Here is a 13,946-nt window from a genome sequence, read left to right on the forward strand (position 1 = left end):
TCTCCGACAACAACGCGCGCGTGCGCACGTTCGGCTTCGACAATCCGCTCGCGACGCGCTTCTTCTCGGCGGTCAAGACCGGCACGAGCAAGGACATGCGCGACAACTGGACCGTCGGCTACACGTCGCGCTATACGGTCGGCGTGTGGGTCGGCAACGCGGACGGCTCGCCGATGTGGGACGTGTCGGGCGTCACGGGGGCGTCGCCCGTGTGGTCGGCCGTCGTCGGCTACCTGCACCGCGACCAGCCAAGCCTTGCGCCGCGCGCGCCGGCCGGCGTCGAGACGCGCCGCATCACGTTCGAACGCGATATCGAACCGTCTCGCAACGAGTGGTTCATTGCGGGAACGGCGGTCGACACGATCCGGCTCGCCGCCCCCGTCACGCCGGGCAAGGACGGCGCACGCGCGCCGCTGACGATCGGCACCCCGACCGACGGCACGATCTTCGCGATCGACCCTGACATTCCGCCGAAGAACCAGCGGATCTGGTTCGAGCGCTCGGCCGGGCGCGCGACGAAATTCGCGTGGCGGCTCGACGACAAGGTGATCGGGCATGCCGATCGCATCGCATGGATGCCGTGGCCGGGCCGGCACCGGCTCGAACTCGTCGATGCGCGCGGCAATGTGGCCGATACGATCAGCTTCGAGGTGCGCGGCGCATTCGCGAAGGCGGCCGCGCGCAAGCCCTGAGTGCGTGAGTGCGTGGGCCGGCGTTACTCGCCGGCCGCGTTTGCCTTTGGCGGCTGCGGCTGTGCGGAGAAATCGAGCGTCGGCGCGGTCGAGATCGCGGCTCCGTTCGCGACGCTGAAATTCGGGCGCGGCTGGTAGTCGAAGATCTTCGCGAATCGGTGTCGTCCCGAATCGGGTTTCCGCACATACAGCCGATCTTGCTGATCATTTCCCCGTTGCTTGTCTCACCGTGATCGCAGTGAATCCGGATACCGTTATCGGCCGCCGCTTTTCTTCGCTCCAGGCCGTTTCCACCTGACTTTCCGAACGGTTCTCTCGAGCCGCAAATCCTTGTGCGCCGCGATGGATTGGGTCGACAATATCGAGCACGCGATGCATTCGGACACAGACAACAAACCGACGCAGGCCGATTCCGGAGTCGATAAAAATGACACCCGAAACCGAGGGGAAGCTGCTGCAGTATGGCGTACAGATCGTCCCGCTCTTCCTGGGGCTGTATTCAGGCGATGCGCTGTGGGATGCCTATCGGCAAGGCGGCATCCTGGAGTGCCACCAGGCCCGAATGCACCCGATGACGTGCTGGTGGATCACACCGGACATGGGCGAGCATTATCAGAGGCTGCTCACCGGTCATTGGCACGCGTTCGCGCTCAGCATCGTACTGAGCCTGTTGCTCGCCTACGTGATGGCGCCGGCCCGTTCGCCGCGCAACTGACACCCGTTACCGGCAAAGCGGGTCAGCACACGACACGCTCGACGGCAGAGCGCTCCCGGTCAGCGGGCCAACCAGCCCAAACGGGCAAGCAGCGCCCCGATTCGAATCCTAGAATAGGAACGGCGCCACACCTTCGGCGTCGACCGGTTGCCCCACTCTCGTCAAGGCCCGCGACCATGAACATGCACCCCACGCGTTTCACCCGCCCCGCGCTGGGCACGCTCTGCCTCGTCACGCTCGCGACACTTCAGGCGTGCAACGGCGATGCCTGCTTCGGCGTGGATGCCTGCTTCAACAACAACACGCAGACGGTCGCGCTCTCCGGCACGGCCGCGACGGGCGACGCGCTCGCGAGCGCGCAGGTAACGGTCAGTTGCGCGGCGGGTTCGGCGACCACGCTGACGGATGGCGGCGGCAACTACAGCGTGACGGTCAATGCCGCGCTGCCGTGCGTGATCACCGTGACGTCGGGCGGCACGACCCTGCATTCGCTCGCGTACGCGGGCGGCACGTTCAATACGACGCCAGAGACCGAGCTGATGCTGGTCTATCTCGCCGCCCAGCTCGGCACGAACACGGCCACATTGATCGGCAATTTCCAGGGGAATTCGCGCTACCAGCAGGCGATGAACAGCTCGAACACCGTACAGGCCGCGCAATCGGCCGTGGTGACGAACCTGCAGCAGCGCTATTCGGTGGCGTTCGCGGCGCCGGCATTCCTGACCACGCCGTTCACGGTCGGGCAACCGGGTGTCGACAGCGATCTCGTCGCACTCGCGAAAGCCGGCGCCATCGACTCGAACGGGATGCCGGATCCGGCTGCCGTTTCGCTGCTGACGCAGGCCGGCGCGGCGCATCCGCTGTAAACAGCCGATGGCGGGAAGAAAATCGCCCGGTAGCGGGCGTCAGGCGTGCGCGTCGGGCTCGCCGTCGGCCAGCAGCGCCCACCGTTCGTGGTCGCGCCATTCGCCGCCGAGGCGCAGATAGCGCGGCGAAAAACCCTCTTTCGTGAAACCGAGCCGCCGAACCAGCGCAATCGACGCGTGGTTGCCCGGCTGGATGTTCGCTTCGAGCCGATGCAGCCCGAGTTCGCCGAACGCGACGCCGATCGCCGCGTGCATGGCCTCGGTCATCAGCCCCTTGCGGCTGAACGCCGCCATGCCGTAGTACCCGAGATACGCGCTCTGGAACACGCCGCCGACGATCTCGTTGAGGTTCACCACGCCGACCACCGCTCCGGACGTGCGTTCGCGCGCGACGAGGCCAACGTTCGGCCCCGTCAGGCAGCGGCCGAACCACTGGTCGAATCCAGCCTGGTCGGTGAACGAGTCGACCCACGGCAGATGGTGGCTCCGGCTCGCGCGGTTGGCGGCGATCAGGTCCGCGGCGTCGGTTCGGGCGACGCGATTCAGCAGGATCGGGTTGATGGACTGGTCGACAGGCGGCACTTACGCGGCCTCCCCGCGCCCGCACACGACGGACGCGGCCTGGGCCTGCTGCTGCGACAGGTATCGCAGCAGCTTGGTGACCATCCACACGACGATGCACGACAACACGACGAAGAACACCGCGAGCGGCGTCAGCACGTGAATCGACACGAAACCAGCCAGCCCCATCATTGCGGACGACACCAGCAGCAGCGCACATCCGAGGATCGCGCTCGTCAGGCCGGCGATATGCGGAAACAGCGAATTGCCCTTGGCCATCAGCGTCGGATACATCGCGCCCGCGCAGAAACCCATCACGAGCACCGGCGTCGCAAGCGTCCAGACGCGCAGCCCGACAGTCAGCGCCAGCACCAGCATCGCGACCGACGCGCCTGCCATCACGCGCGCACCGATGCGCAGCCGTTGCTCGGCGCTCGGCAGCCCGGGACGGTGAATCCGGTTCGACAGGCCGCCGAGGAAATACATCAGCCCGATCCCGAGCGCGAGATAACCGAAGAAGGTCGGCGGCTTGTGCAGCGTGGTCTGCACCATGAACGGCCCGACGATGTTGAACACGAGCAGGATGCTGTAGCACAGCCCCTGTGCGAGGAAGCAGCTCTGGAACACCGGGCTCGCCAGCACCTTGCCCGCGTTCGTCATCAGCGTGCGCGGCTCGAGATGCACGGGTTTGGGCAAGGTTTCCCGGTAACGCCACAGCAGCGCCCACATCACCAGCGAGTACACCAGCAGGAACACGAGGCACGCGCGCCAGCCGAACCATTCCTGCAAGTGCGCGCCGATCACCGGTGCGACGATCGGCGCAAGCCCCCACGCGATCGACATGTACGTAAACGCGTGCATCAGCGCCTGGCCGGAGAACGAATCGGTGATGATCGCCTTCGCGAGCAGGTTGGTAGTCGCGATCCCGAAGCCCTGCAGGCAGCGCGCCAGCACGAACGTCTCCAGGTTCTGCGCGCCAAGCGACAGCAGGCAGCCGATCGTGTAGATCACGAGCCCGAACGCGAGCACGCGCTTGCGCCCGTAAGCGTCGGCGATCGGGCCAAAGATGAGTTGGCCGAGCGCATAGGCCGCCATGTAGCCGGACACGCTCGACTGGATCGCCTGCGGCGTGGTCGCGAACGAACGTGCCATATCAGGCAGCGCGGGCACGTAGATGTCGATCGCGAGCTGGCCGGCGGACGCGAACAGGCAGATCAGGAACAGCAGGAAACGCGGCGAATTCGACTCGCGCGCGGGAGTGAGCGTGGCGTTCATGACGACTGGGAAGGATGTCGGGCGGCAGCGGCGCAGCCGTGCGATGTTCGGATGGCGAACACGCGTGCGACGTGGCGAATCCCGTATTGTGCCTGTTGTCGCGCCACGCAGCCGGATTCCCCTGGCGGGGACGAGGTTGAATGCCGATTGCGGCATACCCGGAAATCCGCTATCGGTGCGGCAGCACTCGCCGGGGGCGCATCGTCGTCGGTGGCAAACGCGGGCTGGCTCGGCGTCCCGGCTCCGCGCAGGCCGGAAATGAGTGCACGGCGCGTTTTGCCCCGCCGTGCTGTCGACACCGCCGGCACGAGCCGGCGGTGTTTCATTGCCGAACGTCGATCAGTGCCACATCCGGTCAATACTGCGCCTGATCCGTCGGATTCCTGAACAACTGCTTCATCTCCGCCGACAGCGGATAGTTGAGGCTCACGCCCTTGGGCGGAATCGGCTGCGTGAACCACTGGTTGTAGAGCTTCTCGGCGGCCCCCGACGTCTGCATCTTCGCGATCACGCCGTCGACGACCTGCTTGAACGCCGGATCGTCCCTGCGCATCATGCACGCGTAGTTCTCGTGAACGAGCGGCGTGCCCGTCACCGCGTACGCGCCCGGGTTGCGATCCTTCGCGATCTCGCCGTACAGCAGCGGTTCGTCCATCACGAATGCCACCGCGCGCCCGGTCGTGACGTTCATGAACGCTTCGGCGTGATCCTTCGCGCTGATGATCGTCATGTTCATCGCCTTCTCTTCATTGAGCTTGCGCAGCAGGCGCTCGTCCGACGTGCCGGCCGTCGTCGCGACCGTCTTGCCGGCCAGGTCCGCGAAATCCTTCACCCCCGAATCCTTGCGCGTGCTGAAGCGGATGCCGTACAAAAAGATGCTGTTCGAGAACGCGGCTTGCCTCTGTCGTTCGAGCGTGTTCGTCGTCGATCCGCATTCGAAATCGATCGTCCCGTTCTGCAATAGCGGAATCCGGTTCTGCGACGTGATCGGGATCTCCTTCACCGCGAGGTTCGGCACGTTCAGTTCCGTCTTCAGCTGGTCGATGATGCGCGCCGCGATGTCGCGCGAATAGCCGATGTTCTTCTGCTGGTTGTCCGAATACGAGAACGGCACCGACGATTCGCGAATGCCCAGCGACACGACGCCCGTGTCCTTGATCTTCTTCAGCGTGCCGGTAAGGGCCTGCGCGTGCGCGGTGCCCGCCAGCGCACAGGTCAGTGCGACGGCCAGCCAGCGTAAGCGACGATCCATGCTTTTCTCCTGACGAAACGTTGATCGAATCGCGATCGTACGCCCGACAAAATTCGCGTCGCATCAGGGAAAGCGTAATCAACCTTCCATCGCGGCCGGGCCGTGAAAGATGTTTTCCGTACCGCGCAAACCGGCACGCGCCGCGCGTTTCGTCCGACCAGCCGCACGCGGACTCGCCCCACGTTCTGTGGCATGCGTTCCAAACACATGTTCATGCTGCAACGCACCAACGTAATCGTTTGCGCCAGTCCCGGTTTTTCTCGTGAAACGTCCTCAAGAAGCCGCCACGCAGGCCGTTACCCAGTGCATGGCGCGTCGCAGCAACCTTGCTGCAACCGTCAGACAAAAAAGACAAGGTCCGGGTCAGCCGGACCAGCGCCACCGCCGGCACGACGGTTATCTACGAGGATCGAGTTTCAACATGAGAACCAAGCGTTTCAATTTTGCGCTGGCGCGCTCCGCACATGCGCGCATGCTCGCCGGCATGCTGTCCGCCGCCGCCCTCCTGCCCCTCGCCGGTTGCGGCGGTGGAGGCGGCGGCGACGGCAGCAACCCGTCTTCTTCCAACGCAGCGCCTGCCCCCACGCCGTCTCCCGCGCCCTCCAATCCCACGACCCCGCCCGCTTCCTCCGGCAGCAATGCCTGCGCGACGCAGCAGGCCGCCGTGCAGATGGCGGCGCAGGCCGCGCCGGTCGAACCGCCGATCGATCACCTGATCGTCAAGCTGAAGACGCTGACGGCCACGCGTGCGATGGCGGCCATCGACAACGGGACGCGACTCGACGCAGTGATCCAGCGCTCGATGACGCGCTGGACCGCGCCGGTCGCCGGCAGCGCACGTGCCTATGCGAGCACGGTCGGGCAAACGCCGGTGAACGTGCAGGTCGAACGGACGATCTCGAACGGCGCGACCGTGCTGTCGCTCGGCCAGCGCATGGCCGCCACCGACGCAGCCGCGCTCGCGCAGGCATTCGCAGCCGATTCGGACGTCGACTACGCGGAACCGGATCACCCGATGCAGATCCGCGACACGCCGAGCGACCCGCTTTACAGCCAGCAGTGGTACCTGTCCGATCAGACGGCCGGTATCGACCTGCCGCCCGCGTGGAGCGTGACCAAGGGTTCGCCGACCGTCGTCACGGCCGTGCTCGACACCGGCTACCGGCCGCACGCCGACCTCGTCGGCAACCTGCTGTCCGGCTACAGCTTCATCAGCAACGTCAACACCAGCAACAACGGCCTGACCCGCAGCCCTGATGCCACCGACCCGGGTGACTGGGTGACGCAGCAGGAACTCGACAACGCCAACGGTCCGTACTATCACTGCGCGAGCCAGCCGAGCGACAGCAGCTGGCACGGCACGCGCGTGATGGGCGTGATCGGCGCGACCGCCAACAACGGCACCGGCATCGCCGGCGTGTCGTGGCTCGGCCAGATCCTGCCGGTGCGCGTGCTCGGCAAGTGCGGCGGCACGACGAGCGACATCGCCGACGGGATGCGCTGGGCAGCCGGCATTCCGGTGAGCGGCGTACCGAACAACCCGCGCCCCGCGAAGGTCATCAACCTGAGCCTCGGCGGTGTCGGCGCATGCAGCTCGACGTTCCAGCAGGCCATCGACGACGTGAACGCGAAGGGCGTGACCGTCATCGTCGCCGCCGGCAACGACGGCCTGTCGACCGGGCTCGACCAGCCCGCGAACTGCCGCGGCGTGATCAGCGTCGGCGCCACCGACGCGACCGGCCGCCGTGCTTCGTTCAGCAACTTCGGCCCCGATGTCTCGCTGAGCGCGCCGGGCGTCAACATCCTGTCGACGTCGAATACCGGCACGACGACCCCGGGCTCGGACACCTACGGCCTCGCGAACGGCACCAGCCTCGCGACGCCGCAGGTGACGGGGGTCGCCGCACTGATGTTGTCGGTGAACGGCAACCTCACGCCGGCGCAGATCCAGCAGAAGCTGCAGGGCGGCACGCGCACGACCAAGCTCGCGGCCGGCACGTCGTGCACCGCGATGCCGGCGGGCTCGGGCATCCTCGATGCAGGGGCCGCCGTCGCGTCGGCCAACCAGTAACGCTCCCCTGCTCCAGCGCGGCCGCGCGCATGCCGAAATGGCGTGCGCGCGGCCGTTTCATTGAAGGCGATCCGGCGTGTCTCCATTCGCGCCTCGACCCGATTACGTTTCTCGAAATAACGACTGACAAAAGGGTTGACGCTTCGCACAGCGACCCATTACCATCGCTCCCGTCTAATTACATGGAGTGTTCTGTGAACACCGATGCGAGTTGTAGTTGGTCCTCGACCAACTTGACTGCTGCCTGAGGAAAACGCGCAGAGCCTCGTCTTCTGCCGCATCCCGGGAAGCAGGATGCGGCGTCCTTCCGGCCTGACTGGCCAGATCTCCCGCCGAATTTTCATTGTTGTCGAATGCACGCGATGCGCCGTCGCGCGCGTGCGTTCGTGTTGCGCGCAGCGTCAGCTGCGTGCGCCTTCCGTTCGCGTGCCGTCCGGCCGCGCGCCTTCGTGCGTGCGTCGCTGTCGATCGCCCGTGCCGATTATTCGCAACCGACAGGAGTGCAGATGAACTCAGACGACAGTAGTCGATTACCGCTCGCCGGTGCGACGCTGCGCATCGCCCCTCCGGCCGCACCGCACGCGCCGGCGAGCGTTCCCGCCTTTACCGATCCACAGCCGATCGCGCCTGACGCGACGCGGCGGGGAGCGCTCGTGCGTCGATAACGTCACGGTCGCTCCCCGCCCGCCGCCTCGTGCGCAAGGAGCGACTCATGACGACACGACACAACACCTCGCAAAAGAAACAGCGCGGCTTCATCAAGGCCGGCGGCGCCCAGCAGAACGACCCGCGCATCATGCGCGCCGCGCAGGAAGCGGCCCGTCCGCTCGAAGACACGCTGAAGTCGCTGCACACCAGCACGCGCGGCCTCACCTACGACCAGGCCGCCGATCGCCTGCAGCACTACGGCCCCAACGAAATCGCGCACGACAAGCCGCCGCACTGGACCCGCCAGTTGCTGCTCTCGTTCCACAACCCGTTCGTCTACGTGCTGCTGGTGCTGGCCGCCATCAGCTTCTTCACCGACGTCTACTTCGCGGCACCCGACGATCGCGACTACGTCGGCATGACGATCCTGTTGACGATGGTCACGATCAGCGCGCTGCTGCGCTTCGTGCAGGAATTCCGTTCGCTGCGCGCGGCCGAGAAGCTGAAGGCGATGGTCCGCACGACCGCGACCGTGCAGCGCGCCGTGACCGACACGTCCGAACCGTCCCGCCGCGAAGTGCCGATGCGCGAAGTCGTGGCCGGCGACATCGTGCATCTGTCGGCCGGCGACATGATCCCGGCGGACGTGCGCCTGCTCGCTTCACGCGACCTGTTCATCAGCCAGGCCGTGCTGACCGGCGAGGCGCTGCCAGTCGAGAAATACGACACGCTCGGCGCAGTTGCCGGCAAGTCCGCCGGCACGCGTTCGGCGGGCGCCGCGACCGATGCGTCCGCATCGCTGCTCGATCTCGAGAACGTCTGCTTCATGGGCACCAACGTCGTCAGCGGCACGGCGACGGCCGTCGTCGTCGCGACCGGCGAGGACACCTACTTCGGTTCGCTCGCCCGCAACGTCGTGAGCCACAAGCGCATCGAGACGAGCTTCGACCGCGGCGTGTCGAGCGTGAGCTGGCTGCTGATCAAGTTCATGTTCGTGATGGTGCCGATCGTGTTCATGATCAACGGGCTGACCAAGGGCGACTGGCTGAGCGCGCTCACGTTCGCCCTCGCGGTGGCCGTGGGCCTCACGCCCGAGATGCTGCCGATGATCGTCAGCGCGAACCTCGCGCGCGGCGCGGTGGCGATGGCGCGCCGCAAGGTCGTCGTCAAGCGGCTGAACTCGGTGCAGAACTTCGGCGCGATGGACGTGCTGTGCACCGACAAGACCGGCACGCTCACGCAGGACAAGATCATCCTCGAACATCACCTCGACCTGTCGGGCCACAAGAACGAGGAGATCCTGCGGCTCGGCTGGCTGAACAGCTTCCACCAGAGCGGCCAGAAGAACCTGATCGACATCGCGGTCGTCGCGCGTGCCGACGAGATCGGCGAGCGCGTGAAGCCGCAGGGTTACAAGAAGATCGACGAACTGCCGTTCGACTTCGTGCGGCGCCGCCTGTCGGTCGTCGTCGAGGACACGCGCGGCACGCACCTGCTGATCTGCAAGGGCGCGGTCGAGGAAATGCTGGCCGTCTCCACGCACGTGCAGGATGAGGACGGCGTGCGCCCGCTCGACTTCGTCGCGCGCAAGCGGCTGCTCGAACAGGCCAGCGCATACAACGAGGACGGCTTCCGCGTGCTCGTGCTTGCGACGCGCACGATCCCGCGCGGCGACGAGCGCCAGCAGTACCGCACCACCGACGAACACGACCTCGTCGTGCGCGGCTTCCTGACCTTCCTCGATCCGCCGAAGGAATCGGCCGCGCCGGCACTCGCCGCGCTGCGCGAAAACGGCGTCGCGGTGAAGGTGCTGACGGGCGACAACCCGATCGTCACGATGAAGGTGTGCCGCCAGGTCGGCCTCGAACCCGGCAAGCCGATCCTCGGCGCGGAAATCGAAGCGCTCGACGACGCGACGCTCGCGGAAGTCGTCGAACGCACGACCGTATTCGCGAAGCTCACGCCGCTGCAGAAGGCGCGCATCGTGAAGGCGCTGCAGGCGAACGGCCACACGGTCGGCTTCCTCGGCGACGGCATCAACGATGCGCCCGCGCTGCGCGACGCCGATGTCGGCATCTCGGTCGACAGCGGCGCCGACATCGCGAAGGAAACCGCCGACATCATCCTGCTCGAAAAGAGCCTGATGGTGCTCGAGGAAGGCGTGATCAAGGGCCGCGAGACGTTCGGCAACATCCTGAAGTACCTGAACATGACCGCAAGCTCGAACTTCGGCAACGTGTTCTCGGTGCTCGTCGCCAGCGCATTCCTGCCGTGGGAACCGATGCTCGCGACGCAGCTGCTCGTGCTGAACCTGATCTACGACACGTCGCAGATGCTGCTGCCGTGGGACAAGATGGATCCCGAGTTCCTGAAGAAGCCGCGCAAGTGGGAAGCCGGCAACATCAGCCGCTTCATGCTGTGGGTCGGGCCGACGTCGTCGGTGTTCGACATCACGACCTACATCCTGATGTGGACCGTGTTCGGCGCGGGTGCGATGTATCACCTGCACGGCGGCACCGGCGGCCAGATCGTGATGAACTCGGGCTGGTTCATCGAGAGCCTGGTATCGCAAACGCTCGTCGTGCATCTGCTGCGCACGCAGAAGATCCCGTTCCTGCAGAGCACGGCCGCGCTGCCGGTGCTGCTGTCGACGTTCACCGCGATCGCGATCGGCTGCTGGCTGCCGTTCTCGCCGTTCGCGGAGTCCCTCGGCTTCATGCACCTGCCGGGCACCTTCTGGCTGTGGCTCGCCGCGACGATGGTCGGCTACATCCTGCTCGCGCAGATCGTCAAGACGATCTACGTGCGCCGCTACAAGCAATGGTTCTGAGCTTCCCCGCTTGAAGGCGTCGTGCCGGCCCGCGCCACCCGCGCGGGCCGGCAGGCTCGCCACGCACGACAGGTGATCCCATGAAAAGAATGCTTCCGCTCGCAGCCGCGAGCGCCCTCCTCGCGCCGTTCGACGCCCTCGCCACCCATCCGCTCGTCAGCGACGACACGGGCACGCAGGGCAACGCGAACTGGCAGTTCGAGTTCAACGCCGAGGAAACCTCGAAACAGGAAGAAAACGGCCGCCACCAGCTGTGGAACGCGACGCTCACGCGCGGGTTCGGCGAGCACGCCGATCTCTACGTGAACGTGCCGTACACGCACCTGCAGACGCGCACCGACGAGAACGGCGCCGGAGTCGGCGATGTCGAGATCGGCATGAAATGGCGGTTCGTCGAACGCGGCCCGCTGTCGATCGCGCTGAAGCCGAAACTGACCGCGCCGACCGGCAACGACCGGCGCGGGCTCGGCACCGGCCGCGTGGGGGCCGGCGCAACGCTGCTCGCGCAGCTCGACGTCGCGCGGTTTTCGTTTCTCGCGAATGCGGGCATGACGGTCCAGCCGAATCGCCAGGGCGACCTGACGTCGATCTGGGCCGTGTCGGGCGCGGCGATCTACAAGGCGACCGACACGCTGCAGATCGTGGCCGACATCGGCACGTCGCGCAATACGACAAGCGGTGCCGGCACGAATCCCGCATTCGTGATCGCGGGTGCGATCTATTCGCCGAAACCGTGGCTCGATCTCGACATCGGCTACCGGCGCGGGCTGAACGACCAGACCTACGATCATTCGGTGATGGGCGGCGTGACGGTGCGGTGGTAACGCATCGACGCCGCGTGTCGAACCGCAAGACGACGGGCCGCTTCCAGCGGCCCGTTTTTCATTGCGCGTCGTTCGCGCCGAACAGTTGCGCGCATACCGCACGCCCTTCGTCGGTCAGCGCGGCGCTGCCGGTGCCGTCCTCGTTCAGCGTCGTCGCGCTCAGGCCTGCGGCGTCGAGCTGCGTCAGCACGCGGCGCAGCGTGCTCATCGGCAGTTGCGTGCGTTTCGCGATCTTCGGCAACGACCAGGTCTTGCCGGCCGGATCGCTCGCGGCATCGTTCAGCGTCGCGAGCGTCGCAACGAGTGCGGGATCGAGCTGGGAGTCGTCGGATTCTGAAGTCATGGGGTGCGGTCGGTGGGCGAGACTGGGGCTTTCATTCGGGCATCCGGCACGCGATCGGGCGACCGCCGCCGGCTGCGGACACTATACCGCTTCGTCCATCATGCATTCTTGATCGCGGCACGCATGAACGACACGAAGCGTGTGGTGACGGGATCGTCGCGATCCGACAGCCACGCGAGCCCGACGCGCCACTTCGCGTCCTTGCCGTCGAGCGGCAATACCGTCGCGTCACGCAGCAGATATTGCGCACGCGACGGAATGAACGCGACGCCCGCGCCGGCCGCGACCGACGCGAGCACCGACTGCACGTCTTCGGCCTGCTGCGTCACGTGCGGCACGAAGCGGCGCTCGACGCACCACCGGTCGACCTGCGCGGCCAACCCTTGCCCGCGTGCGCGCTGCAACGCGATGAAGCCAATCTCGTTGAGCGTGCCGAGATCGGCCGGCACGCGCTTCAGGCCGAGATGCGGCGGCACCGCCAGCGCCAGCGCCTCGTCGATCACCTTGAACGACGACAGTCCTTCGTCCGACGGCAGACGCAGGAACCCGGCATCGAGCTTGCCCGCGCGCAACCGGCGCGTCTGCTCCGCGGACGACAGGTCGCTCAGCGTGACGGCAATACCGGGATTCCGGCTGCGAAACTCGGCGACGAGCTTCGGGACGAGCGTCAGCACCGACAGGCAGATGCCCAGCCGCAAATGGCCGCGCTGCCCGCTCGACAGCTCACGCGCGCGGACGAGGATCTCGTCGGCATCCCGCACCAGCGCTTGCGCATCGGGCAGGAAACGCTCGCCGAACGACGTGAGCTCCGCGCCGTGCCGGCCGCGCTCGAACAGCTTGCCGCCGAGGCTCGCCTCGAGCGCGCCGATCTGCTTGCTCAGTGCCGGCTGGCTCATGTGCAATGCATCGGCCGCGCGGCTGAAATGGCACAGCTCGGTAACGGTCAGGAACGTTCTCAGCAGTTTCAATTCCATTCTTAAAAGGAATCGTAACGATCAAAACATTCATTTTACCGATCGAATGCGATGACGTTCAATACGGACATGCCCTTTCAGGAATCGACCGTCATGTCTCTTGATCTCGTCTGTGAATGTCCGCCCGACGACACTTCGTGCGCACCGGCCGCTATCGGCGAGCGCGCCGCAACCGCCGATCCGCGCGCGCCGAAACGTCGTGCCGAACGAGTCGAGCGTACCGAACGCGCTGACGGCCGCGGCCGCCGCTTTCGTTTCGGCGATGCGGTGGACGCCATGAGCGCGACGAACGACGCGCCGCCGCGCCCCGTGACCGGCTCGATCGCGATCAGCTTCGCGGTGGTGTCGCGGCGCAACTGGCCGCGTTGAGCATCGGCGCTATCGATCCACGATTGCGCCGCGTATCGCCTCACGGATAGAGCGATCGCAAGCGCGCACGCCGCTGCGCCCTCTTCAAATGGCCGACTGACGCCGCGAAAATTCACCGAATCGCGCATCTTTTCCCGCCTTCAATCGTCATCGCCCCGCGATCGACCGTATAATTTTCCGCATCCCGCTGACCACCCATACATTCCACGCAGCCTCACCGCGCGTGAAAAGGAGACTTTCGCTTGACCGGCCTCATCGCGCGCCTGCCATTCGCCCGGACCACCCTGCTCGTCGCCTTGTCGATGCTGATGCTCGCCTTCTCGACGAATGCATCGTCCACGCCACGCAACCCGCCGCCGCGCACCGCGCACGCTCATGCGCCGGCGAAGGCCGTCAAGAAAGCCGTCAGGAAGAAGCCGGCCCAGCGCAACAAGAAGGCCGTCAAGCATCGTCGCCCGCGCGTGAAGCACCAGGCGGTCAAGCGTCACGCGGCGCCGGCCCCGCAACAACGCCGCGCCAAGCGCAC

12 protein-coding genes and 2 pseudogenes are annotated in these 13,946 nt (G+C 66.2%); 8 read left to right on the plus strand and 6 right to left on the minus strand.

Annotated features, from left to right (window positions below):
- Nucleotides 1–692, plus strand: a pseudogene (locus G3N93_RS21430) (penicillin-binding protein 1C); the annotation flags it as partial.
- Nucleotides 693–715: 23 nt separating this feature from the next.
- On the opposite strand, the gene G3N93_RS21435 reads toward G3N93_RS21430, so the two are convergent.
- Nucleotides 716–877, minus strand: a complete 162-nt coding sequence (locus G3N93_RS21435) for a hypothetical protein (protein WP_206133898.1) — start codon at nucleotides 875–877, stop codon at nucleotides 716–718.
- 242 nt (nucleotides 878–1,119) lie between these two features.
- On the opposite strand from G3N93_RS21435, the gene G3N93_RS21440 reads away from it, so the two are divergent.
- Together G3N93_RS21440 and G3N93_RS21445 are read left to right on the plus strand one after the other, a co-directional pair.
- A complete protein-coding gene (locus tag G3N93_RS21440) occupies nucleotides 1,120–1,407 on the plus strand; it encodes a hypothetical protein (protein ID WP_174937402.1) in 288 nt (95 codons plus the stop codon).
- Nucleotides 1,408–1,583: 176 nt separating this feature from the next.
- Nucleotides 1,584–2,273 (plus strand): hypothetical protein, encoded by a 690-nt coding sequence (locus G3N93_RS21445; protein WP_174942980.1) that lies wholly within the window; start codon nucleotides 1,584–1,586, stop codon nucleotides 2,271–2,273.
- 39 nt (nucleotides 2,274–2,312) lie between these two features.
- Here the strand turns inward: G3N93_RS21445 and G3N93_RS21450 are convergent, their stop codons facing one another.
- The 3 genes from G3N93_RS21450 to G3N93_RS21460 all read right to left on the minus strand — a co-directional run bounded on the left by G3N93_RS21450 (nucleotide 2,313) and on the right by G3N93_RS21460 (nucleotide 5,361).
- Nucleotides 2,313–2,834 (minus strand): GNAT family N-acetyltransferase, encoded by a 522-nt coding sequence (locus G3N93_RS21450; protein WP_174943120.1) that lies wholly within the window; start codon nucleotides 2,832–2,834, stop codon nucleotides 2,313–2,315.
- A 21-nt stretch (nucleotides 2,835–2,855) separates the two neighbouring features.
- Complete coding sequence (locus G3N93_RS21455) at nucleotides 2,856–4,109, minus strand: multidrug effflux MFS transporter (protein WP_174937412.1); 1,254 nt, start codon at nucleotides 4,107–4,109, stop codon at nucleotides 2,856–2,858.
- Nucleotides 4,110–4,464: 355 nt separating this feature from the next.
- Complete coding sequence (locus tag G3N93_RS21460) at nucleotides 4,465–5,361, minus strand: glutamate/aspartate ABC transporter substrate-binding protein (protein WP_206133899.1); 897 nt, start codon at nucleotides 5,359–5,361, stop codon at nucleotides 4,465–4,467.
- A 421-nt stretch (nucleotides 5,362–5,782) separates the two neighbouring features.
- On the opposite strand from G3N93_RS21460, the gene G3N93_RS21465 reads away from it, so the two are divergent.
- The 3 genes from G3N93_RS21465 (at nucleotide 5,783) to G3N93_RS21475 (ending at nucleotide 11,734) form a co-directional block, all read left to right on the plus strand.
- Nucleotides 5,783–7,432 carry a S8 family peptidase gene (locus G3N93_RS21465; protein ID WP_206133900.1) on the plus strand — a complete coding sequence of 550 codons (1,650 nt, stop codon included), beginning with the start codon at nucleotides 5,783–5,785 and terminating at the stop codon, nucleotides 7,430–7,432.
- Nucleotides 7,433–8,144: 712 nt separating this feature from the next.
- Nucleotides 8,145–10,910: a magnesium-translocating P-type ATPase gene (gene mgtA, locus G3N93_RS21470; RefSeq protein WP_206133901.1), complete on the plus strand. Its 2,766-nt coding sequence runs from the start codon at nucleotides 8,145–8,147 to the stop codon at nucleotides 10,908–10,910.
- Nucleotides 10,911–10,990: 80 nt separating this feature from the next.
- On the plus strand, nucleotides 10,991–11,734 hold the full coding sequence (locus tag G3N93_RS21475) for a transporter (RefSeq protein ID WP_174937420.1): 744 nt from the start codon (nucleotides 10,991–10,993) through the stop codon (nucleotides 11,732–11,734).
- Nucleotides 11,735–11,792: 58 nt separating this feature from the next.
- On the opposite strand, the gene G3N93_RS21480 is transcribed toward G3N93_RS21475, so the two are convergent.
- Both G3N93_RS21480 and G3N93_RS21485 read right to left on the minus strand, forming a co-directional pair.
- Entirely contained in the window at nucleotides 11,793–12,077 is a 285-nt protein-coding gene (locus G3N93_RS21480; RefSeq protein WP_174916507.1) for a transcriptional regulator, read from the minus strand.
- A gap of 98 nt (nucleotides 12,078–12,175) precedes the next feature.
- Entirely contained in the window at nucleotides 12,176–13,051 is an 876-nt protein-coding gene (locus G3N93_RS21485; RefSeq protein ID WP_174942972.1) for a LysR family transcriptional regulator, read from the minus strand.
- A 51-nt stretch (nucleotides 13,052–13,102) separates the two neighbouring features.
- Between G3N93_RS21485 and G3N93_RS21490 the strand changes: the two genes are divergently transcribed.
- Together G3N93_RS21490 and G3N93_RS21495 are read left to right on the plus strand one after the other, a co-directional pair.
- The gene (locus G3N93_RS21490; protein ID WP_206133902.1) at nucleotides 13,103–13,420 is read left to right on the plus strand and encodes a hypothetical protein; all 318 of its coding nucleotides are present in this window, start codon (nucleotides 13,103–13,105) and stop codon (nucleotides 13,418–13,420) included.
- Between the two features lie 242 nt (nucleotides 13,421–13,662).
- Nucleotides 13,663–13,946: pseudogene (locus G3N93_RS21495) on the plus strand (D-alanyl-D-alanine endopeptidase); the annotation flags it as partial.

Origin of the sequence: Burkholderia sp. Se-20378 (genome assembly GCF_017104665.1) — a bacterium.
GTDB lineage: Bacteria > Pseudomonadota > Gammaproteobacteria > Burkholderiales > Burkholderiaceae > Burkholderia > Burkholderia lata.